Origin of the sequence: Clostridium sp. DL-VIII, from assembly GCF_000230835.1 — a bacterium.
GTDB lineage: Bacteria > Bacillota > Clostridia > Clostridiales > Clostridiaceae > Clostridium.
The window spans coordinates 6,191,882-6,214,948 of record NZ_CM001240.1 but is presented as its reverse complement, the minus strand read 5'-3'; the positions used below and the strand labels follow the sequence as shown (position 1 = coordinate 6,214,948).

At 30.3% G+C, this 23,067-nt stretch carries 22 protein-coding genes; 18 read left to right on the top strand and 4 right to left on the bottom strand.

Annotation, left to right across the window (positions count from 1 at the left end; all coding sequences use genetic code 11):
- Positions 1-127 precede the first annotated feature (127 nt).
- Positions 128-856 carry a DUF421 domain-containing protein gene (locus tag CDLVIII_RS28045; protein ID WP_009172864.1) on the bottom strand — a complete coding sequence of 243 codons (729 nt, stop codon included), beginning with the start codon at positions 854-856 and terminating at the stop codon, positions 128-130.
- Between the two features lie 321 nt (positions 857-1,177).
- On the opposite strand from CDLVIII_RS28045, the gene motA reads away from it, so the two are divergent.
- The 5 genes from motA (at position 1,178) to CDLVIII_RS28020 (ending at position 6,694) form a co-directional block, all read left to right on the top strand.
- On the top strand, positions 1,178-1,960 hold the full coding sequence (gene motA / locus CDLVIII_RS28040) for a flagellar motor stator protein MotA (protein ID WP_009172863.1): 783 nt from the start codon (positions 1,178-1,180) through the stop codon (positions 1,958-1,960).
- A gap of 17 nt (positions 1,961-1,977) precedes the next feature.
- On the top strand, positions 1,978-2,739 hold the full coding sequence (locus tag CDLVIII_RS28035; RefSeq protein ID WP_009172862.1) for a flagellar motor protein MotB: 762 nt from the start codon (positions 1,978-1,980) through the stop codon (positions 2,737-2,739).
- A 300-nt stretch (positions 2,740-3,039) separates the two neighbouring features.
- Complete coding sequence (locus CDLVIII_RS28030) at positions 3,040-4,764, top strand: methyl-accepting chemotaxis protein (RefSeq protein ID WP_009172861.1); 1,725 nt, start codon at positions 3,040-3,042, stop codon at positions 4,762-4,764.
- Positions 4,765-4,779: 15 nt separating this feature from the next.
- The gene (locus CDLVIII_RS28025; RefSeq protein ID WP_009172860.1) at positions 4,780-5,595 is read left to right on the top strand and encodes a protein-glutamate O-methyltransferase CheR; all 816 of its coding nucleotides are present in this window, start codon (positions 4,780-4,782) and stop codon (positions 5,593-5,595) included.
- 67 nt (positions 5,596-5,662) lie between these two features.
- The gene (locus tag CDLVIII_RS28020) at positions 5,663-6,694 is read left to right on the top strand and encodes a chemotaxis response regulator protein-glutamate methylesterase (RefSeq protein ID WP_009172859.1); all 1,032 of its coding nucleotides are present in this window, start codon (positions 5,663-5,665) and stop codon (positions 6,692-6,694) included.
- 454 nt (positions 6,695-7,148) lie between these two features.
- Here CDLVIII_RS28020 and CDLVIII_RS28015 read toward each other — a convergent pair whose 3' ends face one another.
- Positions 7,149-7,805: a response regulator transcription factor gene (locus CDLVIII_RS28015; RefSeq protein ID WP_009172858.1), complete on the bottom strand. Its 657-nt coding sequence runs from the start codon at positions 7,803-7,805 to the stop codon at positions 7,149-7,151.
- A 372-nt stretch (positions 7,806-8,177) separates the two neighbouring features.
- Between CDLVIII_RS28015 and CDLVIII_RS28010 the strand changes: the two genes are divergently transcribed.
- From CDLVIII_RS28010 to CDLVIII_RS27995, 4 genes are all read left to right on the top strand, one after another.
- Entirely contained in the window at positions 8,178-8,543 is a 366-nt protein-coding gene (locus CDLVIII_RS28010) for a response regulator (protein WP_009172857.1), read from the top strand.
- A gap of 95 nt (positions 8,544-8,638) precedes the next feature.
- Positions 8,639-11,242, top strand: a complete 2,604-nt coding sequence (locus CDLVIII_RS28005; protein ID WP_009172856.1) for a methyl-accepting chemotaxis protein — start codon at positions 8,639-8,641, stop codon at positions 11,240-11,242.
- A 119-nt stretch (positions 11,243-11,361) separates the two neighbouring features.
- Positions 11,362-11,856, top strand: coding sequence for a chemotaxis protein CheW (locus CDLVIII_RS28000; protein ID WP_035302643.1), 495 nt, complete (start codon positions 11,362-11,364; stop codon positions 11,854-11,856).
- 18 nt (positions 11,857-11,874) lie between these two features.
- On the top strand, positions 11,875-13,422 hold the full coding sequence (locus tag CDLVIII_RS27995; protein ID WP_009172854.1) for a methyl-accepting chemotaxis protein: 1,548 nt from the start codon (positions 11,875-11,877) through the stop codon (positions 13,420-13,422).
- A 246-nt stretch (positions 13,423-13,668) separates the two neighbouring features.
- Here the strand turns inward: CDLVIII_RS27995 and CDLVIII_RS27990 are convergent, their stop codons facing one another.
- Together CDLVIII_RS27990 and CDLVIII_RS27985 are read right to left on the bottom strand one after the other, a co-directional pair.
- Positions 13,669-14,040 (bottom strand): Hpt domain-containing protein, encoded by a 372-nt coding sequence (locus CDLVIII_RS27990; protein ID WP_009172853.1) that lies wholly within the window; start codon positions 14,038-14,040, stop codon positions 13,669-13,671.
- A gap of 23 nt (positions 14,041-14,063) precedes the next feature.
- Positions 14,064-15,341, bottom strand: coding sequence for a response regulator (locus tag CDLVIII_RS27985; RefSeq protein WP_009172852.1), 1,278 nt, complete (start codon positions 15,339-15,341; stop codon positions 14,064-14,066).
- A gap of 411 nt (positions 15,342-15,752) precedes the next feature.
- Between CDLVIII_RS27985 and CDLVIII_RS27980 the strand changes: the two genes are divergently transcribed.
- From CDLVIII_RS27980 to CDLVIII_RS27940, 9 genes are all read left to right on the top strand, one after another.
- The gene (locus CDLVIII_RS27980) at positions 15,753-16,211 is read left to right on the top strand and encodes a GyrI-like domain-containing protein (protein ID WP_009172851.1); all 459 of its coding nucleotides are present in this window, start codon (positions 15,753-15,755) and stop codon (positions 16,209-16,211) included.
- A gap of 45 nt (positions 16,212-16,256) precedes the next feature.
- Positions 16,257-17,141: a radical SAM protein gene (locus CDLVIII_RS27975; RefSeq protein ID WP_009172850.1), complete on the top strand. Its 885-nt coding sequence runs from the start codon at positions 16,257-16,259 to the stop codon at positions 17,139-17,141.
- A gap of 42 nt (positions 17,142-17,183) precedes the next feature.
- Entirely contained in the window at positions 17,184-17,546 is a 363-nt protein-coding gene (locus CDLVIII_RS27970) for a VOC family protein (protein WP_009172849.1), read from the top strand.
- Between the two features lie 74 nt (positions 17,547-17,620).
- Positions 17,621-18,526: a YafY family protein gene (locus CDLVIII_RS27965; RefSeq protein WP_009172848.1), complete on the top strand. Its 906-nt coding sequence runs from the start codon at positions 17,621-17,623 to the stop codon at positions 18,524-18,526.
- 315 nt (positions 18,527-18,841) lie between these two features.
- Positions 18,842-19,186, top strand: a complete 345-nt coding sequence (locus CDLVIII_RS27960; RefSeq protein ID WP_035302639.1) for a phenylpyruvate tautomerase MIF-related protein — start codon at positions 18,842-18,844, stop codon at positions 19,184-19,186.
- Between the two features lie 182 nt (positions 19,187-19,368).
- A complete protein-coding gene (locus CDLVIII_RS27955) occupies positions 19,369-20,160 on the top strand; it encodes a carbon-nitrogen family hydrolase (RefSeq protein WP_009172846.1) in 792 nt (263 codons plus the stop codon).
- 26 nt (positions 20,161-20,186) lie between these two features.
- A complete protein-coding gene (locus CDLVIII_RS27950; protein WP_186005533.1) occupies positions 20,187-21,230 on the top strand; it encodes a CPBP family intramembrane glutamic endopeptidase in 1,044 nt (347 codons plus the stop codon).
- Between the two features lie 55 nt (positions 21,231-21,285).
- Positions 21,286-22,482 carry an amidohydrolase gene (locus CDLVIII_RS27945; protein ID WP_035301961.1) on the top strand — a complete coding sequence of 399 codons (1,197 nt, stop codon included), beginning with the start codon at positions 21,286-21,288 and terminating at the stop codon, positions 22,480-22,482.
- Between the two features lie 287 nt (positions 22,483-22,769).
- Positions 22,770-23,036 (top strand): metal-sensing transcriptional repressor, encoded by a 267-nt coding sequence (locus tag CDLVIII_RS27940; protein WP_009172843.1) that lies wholly within the window; start codon positions 22,770-22,772, stop codon positions 23,034-23,036.
- The last annotated feature ends 31 nt before the right edge of the window (positions 23,037-23,067 follow it).

The following is a 23,067-nucleotide window of genomic DNA, read 5'->3' as shown; positions in this document are numbered from 1 at the left end:
CCTCATTTATTTTTCATATTCCTTGGTTTATAGTTGAGCATGGAATCTACTTATAAAATTTTGCCTATATATAATTTAAGAAAAGCCGTAGGCTTTTCCACTACAACTCATAATTCATAACTTTTTATTAGTATGGTCCTTTATAATCTCCAATATCGGTTACTTTCCTAATGTGATCTTCATATTTATCTATGTACAAAGAACCGGAAGGGGTAAGTGTCGCAAGAAACACTTCTGAAATGTCTTTAACTTCATTCATTTTCAATTGATCAGTAAGCCATTTCTCAGTTTTGTTGAGTTGCCTCAAATTTTCATTTATGAGAACTCCATCGTAAATAAGTTCTGTACTTATACCACTTGGTGCTTTAACGATATTCATATCTTTAGGAGTCAAAGGTTCATAATCAGGTTTCTTCAGCACTGATAATTGGCCATTTGGTTCAATAATTGCAAAATCCACCTGTGATAAATCAAAGACATCCTTATTTCTTAATAATGCCATTATATCAGCTGCGGTATATCTCATTTTTCTTAATACATCTTCCATTATCTTTCCATTCATAATAACAATTGCAGGTTCACCTTCTATGTATTTCGCTACATATCTCCATTTTTCGGTGATATATTCCATTAAATACCCAAGCAAAGCCCAAGCGAAAAGACCAACAAAATGTGGCCAGGCCCGACTAGATAAATCTGTAGTAAGAGTTGCAGCAATAGAACCAATTGTTATTCCAAGGGCATAATCAAAAAATGTTAGTTGGCTTATTTGCTGCTTACCTAGTATCTTTGCAAAAATGAGCAAAGAAAAAAATGCGATAATTGAACGTACAAGAACAACTAATCCTTCATTCAACGTTTATTCCTCCTAATCTTAAGTAATCTATAGTTATTATTTAACTTAAAGTAATTTTTATACTAATTTGTAACTAATATTTAACATAAGTAATACTTTTGCAATACGAGTGATGATACCGATTTAATGAGCATTTATGTCGAAATGGATGAAAAAATAAGGTTTTCGATTGCCAAATATTATGGTATTATATTTTTATAAGAAAATACATAACTCAAAGCATAAAATGGGATATCATGTAAATAAAGTAGTCACAATATCAAATAAACAAATTAAATGTTAAGTTAATTGAGGGGTTATGTGATAATAAGGGGGAGAAAAATGGACATATTTTTGGTCTTAGGTATGATTGGAGGCTTGGTAGTTGTTGTTACCGCAATGGTATTAAAAGGAGCCAGTATATCTATATTATTAAGTGGTGAAGCAATAATGGTAATCCTTGTGGGAACAGTAATAGCATTATTAAATTCGTTCCCAAAAGGCGAATTTGTCAAACTTCCTAAGATTTTTGGAGTACTATTCAGTAGTAAAGGTCAAGAAGATCCTGCTGAAGTAATAACAATGCTTGTAGAAATGTCTCAACAAACAAGAAAAGATGGATTATTATCGCTTGAAAGTACAGTACAAAACCTAGATAATAAATTTATGAAAAAGGGACTGGAAATGGTAGTAGATGGATTAGAACCTGATCTTATAAGAGAGGTCTTAGAAATTGAGATTGAAGGCCTTGAAGAGAGACATCGTCTTGGTGCTACGGCATTTGCAACTGCGGGAGGTACAGCACCTACACTTGGAGTTTTAGGAGCGGTTATCGGATTAATTGGAGCTCTTGGAAATCTAAATGATATTGATAAACTTGGAGAAAGTATATGTTCAGCCTTCGTTGCAACTGTTTATGGTATTTTCACTGGATACTTAATTTGGCATCCATTTTCAAACAGATTAAAAAGAAAGTCTTTAGAAGAAGTAAAAAATATGAATATTATGCTTGAGGGAATATTAGCTATTCAAGCAGGGAATAATCCAAAGAGTATTGAAAGAAAGCTAGTGGGTATGTTAGAGCCAAAACAAAGAGTTAGATTCGAAGAAAACAATGATAAGTAGTTTAGAGGAGAATAGCTATGAGTAAGAAAAAACAACATCAAGAAGAACATGTTGATGAAGCATGGCTTCTTCCATATTCAGATATGCTGACTCTTTTACTAGCACTATTCATTGTTATGTTCGCAATGGGACAAACAGATAAATCAAAATTTGAGGCAATGGCTCAGGAATTTAATATAATTTTTGCTGGCGGCAGTGCAATGATGAACAATAGTGGTGATTCCGCAGTTATCCCTTCAGGAAGTCCTACAGAAGCTCAAGCAATTAAAAGTGATTCTGAATTAGAAGAAGATAAAATGAATGAAGTTAAAAAACAGTTAGAACAAGAGATTCAGCAAGAAGGTTATGCAGATAAAATTAAGGTTGAACTTAATGGTGATGGATTAGATATTGCAATACAGGATGTTGTACTGTTTAATTCTGGAGAAGCAGATGTGCTCCAAAATGTATCACCATTGCTTTCGAAGATTTCTGATATGCTTCAAGGATTAGACAATAAAATTAAAGTCGTAGGTCATACAGATAATGTTCCTATAAGTAATTCAAAGTTTCGTTCAAACTGGGATTTAAGTGCAATGCGAGCAATAAATGTAATGAACTTTATGACTACTACAGGGAAAGTTGCTCAAGATAGAATGTCAATTCAAGCATACGGTGATCAAATGCCTAAATATTCGAATGATACAGAGGAAGGCAGAGCGAAAAACCGAAGAGTTGAAATAGTTGTAGCTCGTAAATATCCTTCAACTACGGATGAAAATACAAAGCCAAATCAATAATATGAATAAAAATTAATAAATATAAGATCTTAGTGGTAAGAGGCATGCAATTAAATTATATTAATTGCATGCCTTTCGTTTTTTAAAACTAAAAAATATAAAGATGAATTATCCATGAATCTTTTTTATTATATTTTGTGCAATCAGCATTTTGGACTATCATAATAGTGCAATCTGCATTTAAAACTATGACCTGTGGTACTTAAAAGATGTTGATAAAGAATTTAATATATAAGATATATGAATAACTTATGCATTTATTATTAAGAAAACCTATGAAAAACAATTGGAGGAGGAATTATGAGATTTCTAAAAGATATAAAAATTAGAACAAAATTAGTAATGGGTTTTGTAATAGTAGCACTTATAGCAGGAGCTGTAGGTGGAATTGGAATCTCTAAAATATACAGTACAGATGTAGGGTATACTGATTTATATAAAAATTACGGAGTAAGTATTGGAGATATTGAAAGTGTATCTGTTTCATATCAAAAAATAAATATTAGTTTATATAATCTTATCATGGAAAGAGATAAAGCTGATAAGACTAAATATATAAATGAAATAAAGGATTATGAAAGCGTTATTAATGAAAAATTGTCACAATTTGAGCATTCGGTTAAAACTGAGGAAAATAAAAGAGAGTTAGATAATCTTAAAGCATTACTGGACAAGTATCGCATTATTGAAGATGACATTATTGATTTGATTAATTCTGGGAAAGTAGATCAGGCATATGAAATGGTTACTTCAGATGCAGCACAAAATTTATCAGATAAAATAAATAATTCTATAGATAAATTATATGAATCTAAAATATCTAATGGTAATAATAAATCAGAACAGTATTCATTAGAGGTTAGATATACAATTATAACTATGATTATCACGATTGCTATAGCAGTGATTTTAGCTATAAGCCTTGGAACTATAATTTCTAAAGCAATAAATAGAGCCCTATTAAAGCTTATATACGTGACAGATGAAATAAGTAGTGGAAACCTGGATATAGATATTATAAGTGACTCAAAGGATGAAATAGGGATGCTTACAGAGGCTATGAGAAAAATGAGATGCAAATTAAATGAAGTCATAGAGAATATAAGCCTTGCAGCCAAGCAGGTTACAGTTGGTTCAAATCAGATAGCAGATTCTGCTGTGGTTTTATCTCAGGGGGCTACAGAGCAGGCTAGTGCTACTGAAGAATTAACAGCTTCTATTGAAGAAATATCTTTTCAAATTAAAGTAAATGCAGAAAGTGCGAAAAAGGCTAATGTTATAGCTAATAACACAAAAGAGAGTGCAGTTAAGAGAAATAGTGAAATGAAACTGATGCTTAATGCAATGGATGAAATTAATGCATCGTCTAAAGATATATCAAAAATAATTAAAGTGATTGATGAAATAGCATTTCAAACTAATATACTTGCCCTAAATGCGGCGGTAGAGGCAGCAAGAGCAGGACAATATGGAAGAGGATTTACAGTTGTTGCTGAAGAAGTACGGAATTTAGCCGCAAGGTCAGCAAATGCTGCTAAAGAAACTACAGAGATTATAGAAGAATCTCTTATTAAAATTAAGGATGGGACTAATATTGCAAATCAGACATCGGAAGCGCTTGAAAGTATTGTAGGCGATATTGAAGAGGTTGCAGGAATAATTAATGGAATATCAGAAGCATCAGATGAACAGGATTCTGGAATGGCTCAGATTTCACAAGGAGTAATACAAATATCCCAAGTGGTGCAGAGCAATTCAGCTACAGCAGAAGAAAGTGCTGCTGCAAGTGAAGAATTAGCAGGACAGGCAGAAGTTTTAAGACAGCAGGTTAATATGTTCAATTTATCAAAAGATACTGACCAAGATTCTCTTGTAGAACAAAAGAATGATGATCAGACGCAGCCTTATGTTCAGAGTATAAAGAGTAACATTAGTATAGAGAAAGTTGATAATGGTATCAAAAATGCAAAAGAACTAAAACCAAAAAAGATAATACTAAGTGATGATGAATTTGGAAAATATTAAAGATAAGGTGAAATTATGATTACAATTACAGAAAAAGAATTTATACAATTGTCTCAATACATAAAAGATAATTATGGAATAAATCTTAAAGTAGAAAAAAAGATGCTTGTAATAGGGCGCTTACAAAATGTATTACTGGAACATAATTTTGAAAGCTTTTCTCAATATTATCAATATATAATTTCTGATAAAAGTGGAAAGGCAGTCAGTACATTAATTAATAAGATTACTACTAATCATACATACTTCATGCGTGAAAAGAATCATTTTGAATATTTAAGAGATACAGTACTTCCATATTGGGCTCAAAACATTAAAGATAAAGATTTTAGAATGTGGTCAGCAGGATGCGCATCAGGTGAAGAGGCATATACAATTGCAATGATATTAGATAGCTTTTTTGCTGAGAAGAAGTTATGGTGGGATAAGAAGATACTCGCTACGGATATATCTGAGAAGGTATTAAATATTGCAAGAGAAGGTATATATCAAAAAGATAAAATCTCACCTTTACCTGAAGTATGGAAAAAGAATTATTTACAGAATTATGATGCGGAAAATTTAATATTTACAGATAAAATAAGAAATGAGATCGTATATAGGAAATTTAATTTGATGGATAAGGTGTTTCCATTTAAGAGAAAATTTCATGTGATTTTTTGTAGAAACGTAATGATTTATTTTGATAGTAAAACTAAAATTGAATTAGTACGTAAGTTCTATAATAGTATGGAGCCAGGAGGGTACCTTTTTATAGGTCATTCAGAATCCTTAACTGGGGAAAATGTAGGCTTTAGATATATAATGCCGTCTGTATATAGAAAAGAATAGGGAAAACTAAAGGCGACAGTAAGTTTATAACTGTCTTAAGCGATGATGCAAAGAGAAGGTGATATATGTGAGTGTAATTAGAGTACTAGTGGTAGATGATAGCGTTGTATTTAGAGAGGCTATATCAAGAGGAATATCAAGAGACCCTAAAATAGAGGTTGTTGGGAAAGCAGTGGATCCATATGATGCAAGGGATAAGCTTTTAGAATTAGATCCGGACATAATGATTTGTGATGTACAGATGCCTAAGTTAAATGGTGTAGAATTTATAAGAAGGCTTCTTCCACAATATAAAATTCCAATAATAGTAGTAAGTTCGTTAAGCGACGTTGTTTTTGATGCTTTGAATGCTGGAGCTGTAGATTTCTTAAGTAAGCCGGATGCTAGCATTCAAAATGGTTTTGAAAATTTTATAACTGAGCTGATAATGAAGGTAAAAGGCGCAGTAAACGTAAATTTATCAGCTAATCTAACAAGATTAATAGCAACAGGTTCAGATAAGATTGGGGAAAAAAGTGATATTCGTGCCTATAATAATAAAGTAATTGCTATAGGAGCATCCACTGGTGGTACAGAAGCTATTTATAGTATATTAAAAGTTCTCCCAAGATCAGTGCCTGGAATAGTGATAGTTCAGCACATACCGCCAGGATTTTCAAAGATGTTTGCAGAAAGACTTAATATGCAGACACACTTTGATGTAAAAGAGGCAAAGACAGGCGATATAATTGAACCTGGAAAAGTATTAATAGCACCAGGTGATAAACATATGAAGATAAAAAAATTAGGTGATAAATACATGGTTGAAACTTTAACTGGAAATAAAGTTAATGGTCACTGTCCATCTGTAGATGTACTTTTTGAGTCTGTTGCGAAAATAGCAGCTAAACATGCAGTTGGAGTAATTCTTACAGGAATGGGGCACGACGGAGCAATAGGACTTATGTCCATGAGAAAAGCAGGGGCAAAAACCATCGGTCAAGATAAGCAATCTTCAGTTGTATATGGAATGCCCAAAATGGCTTTTGACTTAGGAGCCGTAGAAAAACAAGTTTCTTTATCAAAAATACCTAGAACTATATGTGATATTATAAGTTAAAGCAATAACTAAAACTGTAATAAGTTATATAAGAAAGTTCTGCGGATTTTCAAAAAATATACATTTCAGAAATCACATTTGCTAAAAAGATGTTCCGCAAAAGTGAGGGTTTAAGCCTTGCACTTGGCTATCAAAACATTTTCTGTAAGAATTTTATGGTTTATTACCCTAACTCTCTTTTTGGCGTATATATAGAATAATTATTTGGACTTTTGTGTGTACCTATACTAGAAATCATATACATTTTTATGAAATAGGCATGTGAAATTAAGCTGATGAAAGTTCTTAAATGGAGCTTGTTCCATTTAAGAACTTGCTTCGGGAGCATGCAGAAATGGATACAAGCTCCATTTTAGAACTTTCCAGCGAAAATTTCATAAGTCCTGTGGAATAAAAATGTATGTGATTTCGGTAAGTTACCACATAAATAAATCAAAGTTGATTATCTATATATTTATACAAGCCCATTTTTTACGGCATATACTGCGAGTTGGGTGCGGTCTTTTAGTTGAAGCTTTGATATAATCTCGGTGATTATATTTTTTACAGTTCCCTCAGCAATAAATAGAGCTGTTCCAATTTCCTTATTGTCTTTCCCATCAACAATCATAGCTACTATGTTTAATTCCCTTTCTGTTAAAGACACATTTATACCTTCAATAGCAATAGTCTTTTTTTTAGTCTTCTTATTTTCTTTATACAGATTTGATACAAAAGGATTTAAAACATCCTTGGTGATTATCCCAAGTCCTAATGAAGCGCTCTTTATTGAAAGTATAAGTTCTTCTGTACTTATATCTTTTAAAATATATCCATCTGCGCCACTGCTTATAGCGTCAGTTACATCATTTGTATCGTTAGATGCAGTAAGAATTAATACTTTTATTGATGGAAATTTAGATTTTATTAATTTTGTAGCTTCTAGTCCATTACATACTGGCATAGATAAATCCATTAAAACTACATCAGGCTTATATTCTTTACATAAATCATAAGATTCATTACCGTTAGTAGCGCAAGCAACAACCTTTATGTCACTATTATTTTCAATTATATTCTTAAAACTTTCCCTCAAAAGCTTTTGATCTTCAGCAATAATAACCCGTATCATAAAAACCCCTCACTATCCAATAAAGTAATATATTAGAAATTCCCCTAAATTTACAAAATCCAACATGAATTAAATACAAATAAATTCATATCAATGTAAAAATTATACCATGTTTATACATGAGAGAACAATGTATAAAGAAGCATCTAAGTTGGTTTAATTTTCTAAGAAGTAAAATTAGATACGTAAACTTAAATTTAATGAAGCATTTTGTCTAAAAATGCATTTTGCATTTTTCATTTATTTGTTGTGCAATTTGCATTTTATTGTATGACCTGCGGTACTACAAAGCTACTATAAAAACATTTAAAATAATACTGTTAATAGAAAAAAGTAGAAGTTTATATAAATTAAGCGAAGGGAGAAGAATTTATGAAGAGAGCATTAGTTGTAGATGATGCTGCATTCATGAGAATAGCATTAAGAAAGATTTTAGAAAAGAGTGGTTTTGAAGTTGTAGGTGAGGCAGATACAGGAATAAAAGCTGTACACCAATACAGGATGTTAAAGCCAGATATTGTAACTATGGATTTGACTATGCCAGAGCTTGGAGGAGTAGAGGCAATAAAAATGATTAAATCCATTGATAATAATGCTAGGATCATAGTTATTTCTTCTATGGGACATGAAATTAATGTTAAGGAAGCTATAATAGCAGGTGCAGTATCATTTATAGTAAAACCATTTAAGGAAGAAGTTATATCGAAGCAATTGATGAATTTTGGTGAAAAAATATAAAAACAAAGATTTTATACTAAGGAATGCAAAAATAAACACGGGTACAACTTGAGCATGAAAATTAGATGATTCAGTATTTGGTGGAGGGAATTAAAATGTTTACTATGGGAAATTCAAAAATAAAAAATAAGATCGGTTTAATATTTATATTGATAATTGCGATAGAGTGCATATTATCGGCTATAGCTTATAAAGGAATAGATGCACAAAATTATATTTTAATAATTTTATTAGGTGCAGTATTTTTTACGATAATCTTGGGAGTATTACTTATAAATTCGATTGGTAAATCAATAAGAAACCTTAATAATACAATTGTTAAAATTGCAGACGGAGAATTTGATGAAAATATAAGTGTAGAAATCAAAGATGATTTTGCTGAACTAGGTGATTCTCTAAAAACAGTAATGAATGATATAAAAAGTGTAGTTAATGATTCTAATTTTATTGCAGAATCAATTAAAAAAGGAAATTTTGATATAAAACTAGATAGTACAAATTACAAAGGATCATGGAAAATTATAAGTGAAAATAATTTAAGTACAGCAAACATATTTATAAAGAATATTAGAACCGCTTCAAATTACATAGAAAAAATAAGCAAGGGAGAAATCCAAACAAAATACAGTGAAGATGAATCTGGAGAATTCAGTACTGTCAAGAAAAACATTAACGGGCTTATTGATAACCTGAATGCTTTTGAAAAAGAGATATACTGGTTAAAAGATACTTTCAAGTTAGGAAATACAAGAGATAAAATAGATTCTTCTAAATTTGAAGGCGTATTCAAGGAAATGACAGAATGCATAAATGATACAGTATGGGTATCAATAGATGTATTTTTACAACTATTTGGGATGCTCAAAGCATATTCAGAAGGAGATTTATCAGCTCAGCTTGAAGAACAGCCAGGAAGATACAATTTGGTAAAAGAACATTTGGATAAATTAAGAGGAAACTTATTGTCTATAGCTAAAGAACAGATTGATGTAGCTGACGAGATTAAAAAAGGTAATTTATCTAAGAGAATGGATTCTTCACATTTTAATGGCTCATGGGCTGAAATGACAGATGGAATTAATGGAATAATAGAAGCTTTTGTAGAGCCAATAAATGTAACAGCAGATTATGTTAAGAGGATAAGCAACGGTGATATACCAGAAAAAATAGAAACTGAATACTATGGTGAATTTAATAATACAAAAAATAATTTAAATATGCTGATTGATACTTTAAATATGTTCATAAAAGAAATTAATTGGATGAACGATACCTTTAAACTAGGAAATACAAGAGATAAAATAGAGGTTTCTAAATTTAATGGAGCATATAAACAAATGGCTCAAAGTGTAAATGACGCAATGTGGATATCTGTAGATGTATTAATAAAAATCTTTGCTGTATTAAAATCATATTCAGAAGGTGATTTAACAGTCGAACTTGAAAAATTACCGGGAAGATTTGGAATTGCTAATGATAGTTTAAATGGATTAAAAGATAATATTCTTAAAGTAGTTGATGAACAAGTAAGGGTTCTTTCAGCAGCGGCATCGGGCAACTTGCAGGTAAGAGGAGAGGAAGAGAAATTTGATGGAAGCTTTAAAGAGCTTGTAAACATAGTAAATAGAGCTGTAGATGCTTTTGCCAAACCAATAGGAGAAATAAACAATGCACTTATAGAGATGTCAAAAGGTAACTTAGACATAACTGTTCAAAATACATACAGTGGGGATTATGGAAGCATAATAAATGCTTTAAATGCATCCATACAAGAACTTAACCAAGTACTTACAGCTATAAATGTTTCAGCAAGTGAAGTGGCAGCAGCATCTATTCAAGTTTCAAATGCAAGCCAAAGCTTGTCACAAGCATCAGCAGAACAAGCAAGTGCAGTTGAGGAAGTAACAGCTTCACTATCAGAAATAGGAGAGCAGACAAGATTAAATGCTTCAAGTGCTAATGAAGCGAATGATTTAGCTGTAAAAGCTACAACAAATGCTATAAACGGAAATGCAGAGATGGATAATATGCTTAAAGCTATGAATGAAATAAATGAAGCATCTGAAAATATTTCTAAGATAATAAAAGTAATAGATGAAATAGCTTTCCAAACAAATATATTAGCACTTAATGCAGCTGTAGAAGCAGCAAGGGCAGGACAACATGGTAAAGGCTTTGCAGTAGTTGCAGAAGAGGTTAGAAATCTTGCAGGAAGAAGTGCAAATGCTGCTAAAGAGACCACAGTTTTAATAGAAGGATCTATTAAAAAGGTAAATGCAGGAACAGAAATAGCTAATAATACAGCTGAGTCATTAAGTGCCATAGTTGATGATATCAGAAGTACTTCTGAAATAGTGAGCAAAATTGCAGCATCATGTGATGAACAGGTACTAGCTGTGTCTCAAATAAATGAAGCTATACATCAGATATCAAAAGTTACTCAAATGAATTCTGCTACATCTGAGGAAACAGCCTCTTCAAGTGAAGAGATGTCAAGTCAGGCAGAAAATTTAAAAGAAAGAGTTGCACAATTTAAGTTAAGAAGAAAAGCTCAAGGTAGAATATTCTTAGATAATAATGAAAAAGAAAATATGTTAGGAATGGATAATGCTGTGGATAATGGACAACTTAATAGACTATCCAATCTAAGCGCAAGAAACGAGATAAATTTAGATAATATGGATTTTGGGAAATATTAATATAGATATAAAACATATTAACTAGATTTATAATTTGCAACTGATATTTTTGATATGTTTAGGTAATAAATTAGCTTTTTAAGTTGTTTATTTATATAAGATGTAGAGGGAGCGATATGATGAGTGAAAATATAATTAGTACTATTGAAGATACAGAAGAAGATACCCAGAAGGAAAAATATCTTACTTTCTTACTTGATAATGATTCTTATGGTATAAGTATAAATAATGTTATAGAGATTATTGGAATACAGCCAGTAACATTAGTTCCAGAGCTGCCAGATTATATAAAGGGAATAATTAATCTTCGTGGGAAAATAATTCCTGTTATGGACGTTAGGCTAAGGTTTAAGAAAGAATTTAGAGAATATAATGATAGAACCTGCATAATAGTTGTAGATATAAATGAATTATCAATTGGTCTTATTGTTGATAGTGTATCAGAAGTGTTAGTAATATCAGATCAAGATATTATGCCGCCACCAAATTTAAATAATGCAAACAACGGATATATAAAGGGCATAGGTAAGGTTGGCAAGGAAGTTAAGTTGATTTTAGATTGTAATAAATTAATAGGTGATGAAGAAACTGATATTTTAAATAATGCTGAATAGCTGTCAGGAGGAATTACAATGGAATGGTTTTACAATATGAAAATAAGATCAAAAATATTATTAGGATTTTTAATAGTGGTTTTTATAGCTGGATTTATAGGAATTTTAGGAGCTATTAATATTAACAAAATTAATGAGCTTGATACAAAACTATATGAAAAAATGACTGCGCCTTTAGGAGATGTAATTGACGTATGTAATTCTTTCAATGATGTAAGAGCATATGCAAGAGATGCATTGCTTGCAGAAAATTCTTCTGATGTCCAAGAGTATCAAAATAAAATTAATGATTCAAGTGATAAGTTTGATTCTAGTCTTACTAAAATTAAAGAAACTACACTCACAGATGAAGGTGAAAAAGCCATAAATGAATTAGAAAGTTCAGAAGCAGATTATTTGGATATAGTAGATAAATCAATTCAGTTAAAGAATCAAGGAAAAGACGAGGAGGCACTAAAGCTTTTTTATGATCAAGGAAAAGTAGCATTACAAAAACTACAAAGTAATGCTGATAAATTTGTTGACCTAAAGTTAAATATTGCCAAAGAAACAGCTGAAGGCAATAATAAAACAGCTGATAATACAACCATATTAACCATGGCAATTTTAATTGTAGGAATAATAGCAGCAATATTTATAGGAATATTTATTTCAGCATCAATAAGTAAACCTGTTCGTAAAATAATCAAAATAGCTGATAAGGTAGCTGATGGAGATTTTGATGTAGATATTAATATGCAAAGTAAGGATGAAATTGGTTTACTAGCAGGAGCTTTTAGAAGAATGACTGAAAAGCTAAATAGTACTATGCATACTATAAATGCAGCAGCTGAACAAGTTGCAGCAGGATCAAGACAAGTGTCGGATTCCAGTGTATCTCTTTCTCAAGGTGCAATGGAGCAGGCAAGTTCCATAGAAGAATTAACATCATCTATGGAAGAGATATCTTCTCAAACAAAAATGAACGCTGAAAATGCTACAAGTGCTAATGATATTGCAGTAAGTGCTAAATCAAATGCAGAAGATGGATATGAACAAATGAAGGAAATGCAAAAAGCAGTAGTTGAAATAAATAATTCTTCAACAAACATCTATAAAATTATAAAAGTAATTGATGAAATTGCATTCCAAACTAATATTTTAGCATTAAATGCGGCAGTAGAAGCAGCTAGAGCAGGGCAGCATGGTAAAGGGTTTGCAGTTGTTGCTGAAGAAGTAAGAAATTTAGCAGCAAGGTCTGCAAAGGCTGCTAAAGAAACAGCAGATATGATTGAAGGCTCAATTAAGAAAGCAGAGGCGGGAACCAATATAGCTGATAAAACTGCTGGAGCATTAAACAAAATAGTAGAGGATACTGTGAAGATTGCTGAGTTTATTAGTCAGATAGCAATAGCTTCAAATGAACAGGCAGAAGGTATTGAACAAATTAATCAGGGAATAATGCAGGTATCAACCATAGTTCAGAGCAACTCAGCAACAGCAGAAGAAAGTGCATCAGCTAGTGAGGAATTGGCTTCTCAGGCTGAAATGCTTAAGGATCAGGTTAAGCAATTTAAATTAAAATAAGAATGATAATTTATTTATATAAATTTTATTATCATATTGCTATTTAAATCATAAATCTTTATCTATTCATATTAAATGTAATAGTAAGTTATCATTAAAAATTATATAGATATGATGAAGAAAATATAAAAATAGAATACACATCATAAGGATAATTATTACGTAGGATAATTTGAAATATATTTAATAAATATAAAACACGCTGTTATCAAATATAGGAAGCAGCGTGTTTTATAATAGTTATATTTATGCAATATTAATAAAGACAGAACGTTCTTTAAAAAAATTTGCAATCTCTATTTCAGCCCTACTGCTTATAATAAATAATTCATTTAAGTCTGATTCGAGGTATGTAAGATAATTAGATCTTAAAGAATCGTTAATTTCAGAAGCTTTTGCATACACATCGGTTAGTCTGTAATTGCCAGAGACTCCTTTAATATCATGAATTATCTTTTGGATATTTTTTAAGTCTTTTTCAGCAATAAAGATTTTTAACTCTGATAATGATGAATTTATTTCATTAATTAATTCAGAATAAAGTTCTGATATTTCAGAAATGCTTAATCCTAAATCTTTAGCAAAGCCAGTTATATCATATTTACTATAATAATTCATAATTACTTCCTTTCTACAGTAGTTTATTTCATATTTAATATATTTGAAATTCTTTTAACGAACTCTGGTATGTTAATTGGCTTGGTAATATAATCAGAAAAACCGAGAAAATGAGCTTGTTCTATATCCTCTGGCATTGCATTTGCACTAATGGCTATTACAGGTATATTAGAAGTCTCATCATGATTCTTTAATATTTCAAAAACTTTGTAACCATCCATTCCAGGAAGATTAATATCAAGTAATATTAAGTCTGGTTTGTTTTCTATAGCTAAATTGATGCATAATTCTCCAGAAGGTGCTGAGAGAATTTTTAGATTAGAGCTGATTTGATTAATAATATGCTCAACAAGTCGTAAATTGGCAGGATTGTCTTCAACGTGTAATATTTTATAAGGTTTAGATTCTAAAAAAGGCTTTTTAACTTTTAATGAAATTAGATTTTTATATTCTTGTCTAACATTAGATTCTATACAGGGCAGTTCAATCCCAAAATGACTTCCAATATTTTTTTTACTGACAACAGAGATTTTACCATTCATTAATTCAGTAAGCTGCTTAACCACAGAGAGGCCAATGCCTGATCCTTCTATTATATTATTTACGTTATTTAAGCGATAGAAAGGTTTGAAGATTAAAGTTAAATCAGACTCTAATAAACCAATGCCAGTATCGATAACATGAAATTTATATGTCTCATTAATTCGCTCATAATAAAAAACTACTTCACCTTTTGGTTTATTATATTTAATTGCATTAGATAATAAATTGATTAATATTTGTTTTAAACGAGTTTTGTCAGCATAAACAAACTCATCTGACTTTGGGAGGTTTGGAGTAATAATTTTAATCTCATGTTCATTAGCTAAAGGGCTTACAATGGAAAGAGTTTCTTCCATAATTGATTTAACGGGTACTGAATTCATAGAAATATTTAATTTCCTAGATTCTATTTTGGCTAAATCCAATACCTCATTTACCAACTCAAGAAGATGGTTACTAGCCTTTAATATTTCATTAACGCTTTCATTTTGTGAAGCCGTAAGCGGTGCTTCAGGATCTAATTGTAGAATTTGTGAAAAGCCTAAGATTGCATTAAGCGGAGTCCTAAGTTCATGACTCATATTGGATAAAAATTCAGATTTAGCTTTGTTAGCTTTTTCAGCCTCTTCCTTAGCTTTAAGAATAGATTGAATAAGTTCCTTTTGTTTAATTTCAGATTGCATATTTGATGAATTATTATCTGATTTATCTGAAGGTTGACCATTGTAAATTAAATTTACTAATTTTTTTGCTCCCATAATTCAAAATTCTCCTCATAAGTTTTCAAAAAAATAATATAATACTGATAATTTTACAAAAAAATAATACCTCTCACTAATTAATATACCATATTTTACATTAAAATTTAACTGAATATTAGTATTTTTCTATAAATTTCAAAAATTAATTAAGGCACATGAAAGAAAATAATAGACCAAAATAGGCAAGCATACTGGTCTGTTATTTTTTTGATTGTGCCTAAAAGCATAATATGACATGATGCTGTCATATTATTAGTGATATATTGTTATAAGTAATGGAAATTTATTATATAAGTTGCAATAGCAATTTTGTATTGATAAATTAAAGAAACTCTGCAAAGACTTCAGGCATAATTGTGAATTGTAAATTGCAGCATATATATGAATAATTGAAAGGGAGTATATATAATGGATTATGAGATAGTATATCTAAAAGAAAAAATTGTTACTGGTATTAAAATTAGAACAAATAATAATGATCCTACAATGAAGAATGATATAAGTAATCTTTGGAAAAGGTTTCTGGAAGATGGAATTTATCAATCAATTCCTAATAAGAAAAATGAGAATATTATTGGATTATACACTAATTATGAAAGTAATTTTAATGGAGATTATGATGCTATGATCTGCTGTGAAGTATTAGAAGAAAAAAAGTTCTTAGAAAAGGTTGAAGTGAAGAAAATTACAGCAGGCAAATATGCAAAGTTTATTATTAAAGGTAATAATAAAGAAGCAGTAGCAGAATTTTGGGCTAAGCTTTGGACAATGAAATTAGATAGAAAATATACCTTTGACTTTGAGGAATACCAAACTGATTGGAATATGAACAATAGAGAAATAAATGTATATATATCAATAAATTAAAGAGACGCATTTGTTAAAAAATTATACAAAGAAAGAGGAAAACTCATGGAATTTATAAGTGCTAAAACAATTGTATCAGGATATTCTGAAAGCAATGCTTGGTTTGGAGATAATTATACTATGAATATTTATAAGGGATGCTGCCATGGATGTATTTATTGTGATAGCCGTAGTGAATGTTATAGAATAGACAATTTTGATGTGGTAAGAGCAAAAGAAAATGCCCTAGCATTAATTAATAAAGAACTTAAGTCTAAAAAAAGAACTGGTGTAATAGGGACTGGTGCCATGAGTGATCCTTATAATCCTTTTGAAAGAGAATACAAACTCACGAGGGGAGCTTTAGAGCTTATCAATACATACGGATTTGGGGTGTCACTTATAACAAAAAGTGACTTGGTTATAAGAGATATTGATATTTTAAAGAAAATAAAAAGCCATTCTCCAGTTTTAGTAAAGATAACAATAACAACCTGTAGTGATGAACTTTGTAAAAAGATAGAGCCTAATGTTGCAGTATCCTCAAAAAGATTTTCTGCAATAAAAGAACTTTCAGAAAACGGAATCTTTGCAGGGATACTGCTTATGCCAGTACTTCCATTCTTAGAGGACGATGAAGAAAATATAAGAAACATAGTTAAAAAGGCTTATGAAAATGGTGCTAAGTTTATATTTCCATCCTTTGGTGTGACTTTAAGGCAAAATCAAAGAGATTGGTATTATAAAAAACTTGATGAAAAGTTTCCGGGAATTAAGCAAAAATATATAAAACAATTTGGAAATAACTATGAATGTTATTCTCCAAAGGCAAAACAATTGTGGAATCTTTTTAAAGAAGATTGTGAAAGATACGGGATAGTATACAAAATGAGCGATATCATTAAGGCCTATAAGAAAGGATATGAAAAAGATCAACTTTCATTATTTTAGCTGTAAAATTTTAAGAAGTATAAATTTAGAGGGGAAAATTTCATGAATTTAACGTTTGAAATAAGATCATTATATGTTTGTGTTAGAGAGATGGAAAGAGCAATTAAATTTTATGAAGAGTTATTGGGGGAAAAGGTCTTTAAAGAAGATGAAATATATAGTGTATTTGTAATTAATAACTTTAGATACGGGTTATTTGCAAATGAAAAGATGAATGAACTCAAGGTATGGGGAAATAACTGCTTGCCAAGCTTTGAAGTAAATGACATTGATTTAGTTCAGAAAAAACTTGAGAAGCTCAATTGTCCAATTATTTTTCCGCTAACAATTATAGGGGACAATAAAGTATTAGAATTCCTAGATAGTGAAGGGAATGCCATAGAAGTAACTTGTCCAATGCATTAGAATAGCAATAAGTAATAAATTAAATTTTTGATTTATTTATATACAGTTGATTATAATAAAGTTAGGTGATGAAGATGCAGATTAATAGGTTGTTTGAGATAGTATATATTTTATTAAATAGAAAAACAATAACAGCAAGAGAACTTGCAGAACATTTTGAAGTATCAGTAAGGACAATTTATAGAGATATCGATGCATTATCGATTGCGGGAATACCGGTGTATACAAGTAAGGGGAAGAGTGGAGGAATTAGCCTAACTGATAATTTTGTATTAAATAAATCTATGCTTTCAGAAAAAGAGCAGGAAGAAATATTAATGAGCCTCAAGAGTCTTAGTGTTATGAAGTTTTTAGATGTAGAGCCTGTTTTTAAGAAATTAAGTACAGTTTTTAATAAAGAGGGCGTTAGCTGGATTGATGTTGATTTATCGCAATGGGGCAGTGATAGTGACGAAAAAGACAAGTTTAGCTTAATAAAAACAGCTATTCTTAATAACAGAGTTGTCAGTTTTATTTATTATAATTCCAATGGTGAAAAAAGCTTAAGAAACGTTGAACCCTTAAAAATAATATTTAAAGGACAGGGATGGTATTTATATGGCTTCTGCAAGCTTAAAAATGAATTTAGGGTATTTAAATTTACACGTATTAAAAAGTTGAATTTACAAAATGACGTCTTTAAAAGAGATATTCCTAATGGCACATTAAACATATCTGATAAATTACATGATAGTAAAATGGTAACTTTGAATTTGAAAATCCATGAGAATATGGCATATAGGGTTTATGATGAATTTGCTGAAGAAAATATCGTGAAAAATTCAGATGGAAGTTTTAACACAATTGCAATTTTTCCTGAGGGAGATTGGATTTATGGATATATCATGTCATATGGAGAATATGCAGAGGTTATAGAACCAGATTATATCAGAGAAATTATAAGAAGAAAATTTGAAGAAGGTTTAAAGAATTATATATAGTAATTGAGCATCTTAATATAAAATTAAGGTGCTTTTATTATTGGCTTGAAGTTATGGAATTTTAACCGAAATTGTACATTGCCAGCGGTACATTATCAATTGAAGAGAGGCGTAGCCGCTTTTCATGATACCAGAGAGCTGGCTAAATAAATGAGTAATATAACTTGAAAGTGGATTAAGTTAAAGATAATAGTATGTGGGATATGTGGTATAATGGAAGTTAATATAGCCACATTTATAAATGTGACTAAAATGTATATAATATGTAATATAAAAGAAATTATTACTATTAAAATTGGAAGGAGATTGAAGAGTATGCCATTTATAGGATCAAAAGTTAGCGTGAAAATTTCAAAAGAAAAAGAGGTAATAATAAAAGAGAAATTAGGAAAAGCAATAGAGTTAATTCCTGGGAAAAGTGAAACTTTTCTAATGATTGGTTTTGAAGATGAATATTCATTATATTTTGCAGGAGAAAAGTTAGAAAAAGGTGCATTTATTGAAGTAAAAATATTTGGAAAAGCAAGTAAAGATGCTTATGAAAAATTAACAGCAGAAATTTGCAATATATATGAAACAGAGCTTGGAATACCTCAAAATAAAATATACGTAAAATATGAAGAAGTTAACGAATGGGGATGGAACGGAAAAAATTTCTAGTATAGATACACACAAAAGTTTAATTGGTGTAGATAATTATTCTATATAAGGCAAATTTATAAAATGTTTATTTATAAGTGCGGGGATGAAAAATAATTGTTTTATATTTTTGAGAATGAATATTATCTACAGAATTTTATAATTATTTAGTGAAGGATAATAATTAATGGGGAGGAAATCGATTGATTATAGGACTTGCTCAAATGGATATATCATGGGAAGATATTGAAAGGAATATGAAAAAAGTTGAGGAATTCATAGAGAAGGCAGCAGAAAATAATGTGGAATTAATATTGTTCCCAGAGATGACATTGACAGGGTTTACCATGGATATAAAAAAGCTTTTGCTATCAGAAGAAGAAATAATAGATTGGATTAAAAGTATGGCTGTGGTGAACAAAATAAATATAGGACTTGGATTTGCGATAAGAGTTGATGAAAGAGGCAAGAATAAATATATCATTATTTCGAAGGAAGGCCAGGTTCTGTTAAAATACACTAAGCTACATCCATTTTCTTATGCAGGAGAGAGCGAAAAATATTATAAGGGTGAGGAAATAGGTATTTGCAAAATTGATGAATTCAATATAGCATCATTTATTTGTTATGACTTAAGGTTTCCAGAAATATTCCAAATCACTTCTAAGAAGGCTCAAATGATTACTGTAGCAGCAAATTGGCCTAAATCAAGACAAGAGCATTGGATAACTTTATTAAAGGCAAGAGCTATCGAAAATCAATGTTATGTTATAGGAATAAACAGAGTAGGCATAGGTGACGGATTGCAATATGATGGAGGTTCAGTTTTTGTTAATCCAAACGGAGAAATCTTAAATGAGCTTACGACTAAAGAAGCTCTTGTTGTTGAGGAATTAGAAATTGAACAGGTTTTGGAAGTTAGAGCAAAGTTTGATATAAAAAGAGATAGAAGAGAAAATTTCTATAGTGAAAAGATAGATTACTGTATAAAGTAAAATTAAGCTAAAAATATAGAAGTGAAATGGCAGGCGAAAGAATGACTAATGAATTTCAACAAGAAATTGAAGAAGAAAGAAGTACATTAAGACAAGATATAAAAAAAACTGGTGGAAACTGTGCAAAGATACTCTTAATATTAGCCATATCAACGTATGGAATAGAATTTGCAGTAATATTTATAATAAAGTTAATTAATATTATATTATCTATAATTACAAAAGGTAACTTCAATATAATTTCACATTTTTCTAAAGATGCAGAAAATTTTTTAGTTGGATATCTTCCGTGTATAATTGGCGACATTATAGCAATTATTATAGCTATGAATACTACAAAAATAAAAATTAAACAGGAGATATTTTCAAAAAATAGATCAACAAAGTTATTTGTGTTGTTAGGGACAGCTTCTTCTATAGGTGTTGGAATGATATCAAATACGATATATTCTTTATATGCTATAATACTTAATGAATTAAAGATAACTATACCAACGCCAGATTTTACTTTTCCTTCGCAAACTGTTTACTTGATATTATTTTTAACTTATGTTTGTTTAGTTGGGCCAATCTTAGAAGAAATCATATTTAGGGGTTTTATTCTTAAAAGCATGCAAAGGTATGGAAATTTGACAGCAATCATTGTGTCATCAATTTTATTTTCCATGTTCCATTTGAATCTGGTTCAGTTCATTAATCCAATATTAATGGGAATTATTTTAGCCTTTATTGCAACTAAATCAAAATCTATTGTGCCATCAATAATAGTTCATGTATTTAATAATACAATTAACTTTGCAATTACTGGAATATCATTACTCAATATGCCAATAGTAGATGTTTTAGTAGGAGTTATATATTTCTTAATAGGAATTGCAGCATTACTCCTATTTGTTAATATGTATAAAGAGGATTTCATGGAAACAGCTATTGAAGATACTATGGTATTAAAAATCCTTGAAAAAGTTAAGGCTTCTTTTAGTGGAGGGTGGGCAATAGGTTATATAGTTTTTTATGGATTATTTATAGTTGGTACCACATTAATAACGAATATAACGAAAATTAAGTGATATATAATATATACTAGCTTGTTATGTTTTTTCAGATGCTTAAAGGGGGACTAATATAGTGAATAAGGAATTATTATCAGTCATAGAGAATCTAAATGATGAACTTATAGGATTATATCGCAAATTGCATGAGAATCCTGAGCTATCTAATGAAGAATTTGAAACTACAAAATTAATAAAAAGTTTATTAGGAAAGGCAGAAATAGAAATTCTTGATTTGCCATTAGAAACAGGACTTGTAGCACAAATAAAAGGGAACCCTAATGGTCCGGTTGTTGCCATTAGAGGTGATATAGATGCTCTGCCAATTCAAGAAGAGACAACTTTACCATATAAATCAAAAATTGATGGAATGATGCATGCGTGTGGGCATGATTTTCATACGGCTGTAATTTTAGGAGCAGCATATCTGTTAAAAAGGCATCAACCTTCATTAGTAGGTACAGTTAAATTTATATTTCAGCCTGGAGAAGAAAGCGCAGATGGAGCAAAGAAGATTATATCAACAGGTGTTTTAGATGATGTAAACGCTATATTTGGAATACATAATATTTCAGATGCAGAAGTTGGTATTATGGGAATAAAAACTGGGGCTATGACAGCAGCTGTTGATAGATTTGAAATTAAAATCACAGGAGTTGGAAGTCATGCAGCTAAACCTGAAAGAAGTGTAGATCCAATAATAATTACTGCTAGCATAGTTACAGCTCTTCAAACAATTATTAGCCGCAATATAGGACCAACAGAAAAAGCATTATTAAGTGTGACTCATATAGAGTCAGGAAATACATGGAATGTTATTCCGGAATCTGCGTATATTGAAGGAACAGTTAGAACATTAAGTGAAGATATACGTCAGTTAATTCATAAGAGAATGAATGAAATAGTTACAGGAATAGCTAAGTCTTTTGGAGGAAATGCAGAACTTATTTGGCATTTAGGAGCTCCAGCAACAAATAATAGTGAGGAATGGGTGGAATTTAGCAGTAAAATTGGCAGAAGGTTGGGATATAATGTTAAGCAAATTTCTATGGGACTAGAGGGAGAAGATTTTGCATATTATCAAAAAGACATACCTGGTGCATTTATTACTGTAGGGATAGGAAAATCTTATGCACATCATCATCCAGAATATAAGGTAGATGAAAAGGCAATTTTAAATTGCTCAAAATACTTTGCACAATTAGCAGAAGAAGCATTAGGAGAAATAATAGAGGAAAAATATAGAGATAAGTCCATTACTAAATTTTAAAATTAAGATAAAATGAATTGAAGAGAGATATAGTTTATTATGCGGGATTGTTAAAGGAGTGCTTAAGACACTAAAAGAAATGCTAAATAAACAGGTCTCTCTTTTTTTATTTGCACATATCATTAAAATTAGTGGATAATATATAATTACAAGTTAAGTACAGAAATTTGATATCTGTGGTAACCAGAATTTGCCGTGCAAGTTAATTAGAAATTACTATTGACAAATAAAATTAATAATATATAATAAAATCAAAGAACACCCCCTAGAGGGGGAGGGAGGAAATTATGAGCGAAGAGAGAAAAAAAGCATTGCAATCATTAAAAACAGCAAAGGGTCAAATTGAAGGAATAATAAAAATGATCGAAGATGACAGGTATTGTATAGATGTTGCTAATCAATTAATGGCAGTTCAATCATTAATTAAAAAGGCCGATTTGATGATCTTACAAGGACATTTGCGTCATTGTGTAAAAGAAGCATTACTTAACAATAATCCTGATGAAAAGATCGAAGAATTAAACAAGGTTTTAGAAAAGTTACTTTCAAAATAATGATAGAGATTTGATAGAAATTATAAGTAAA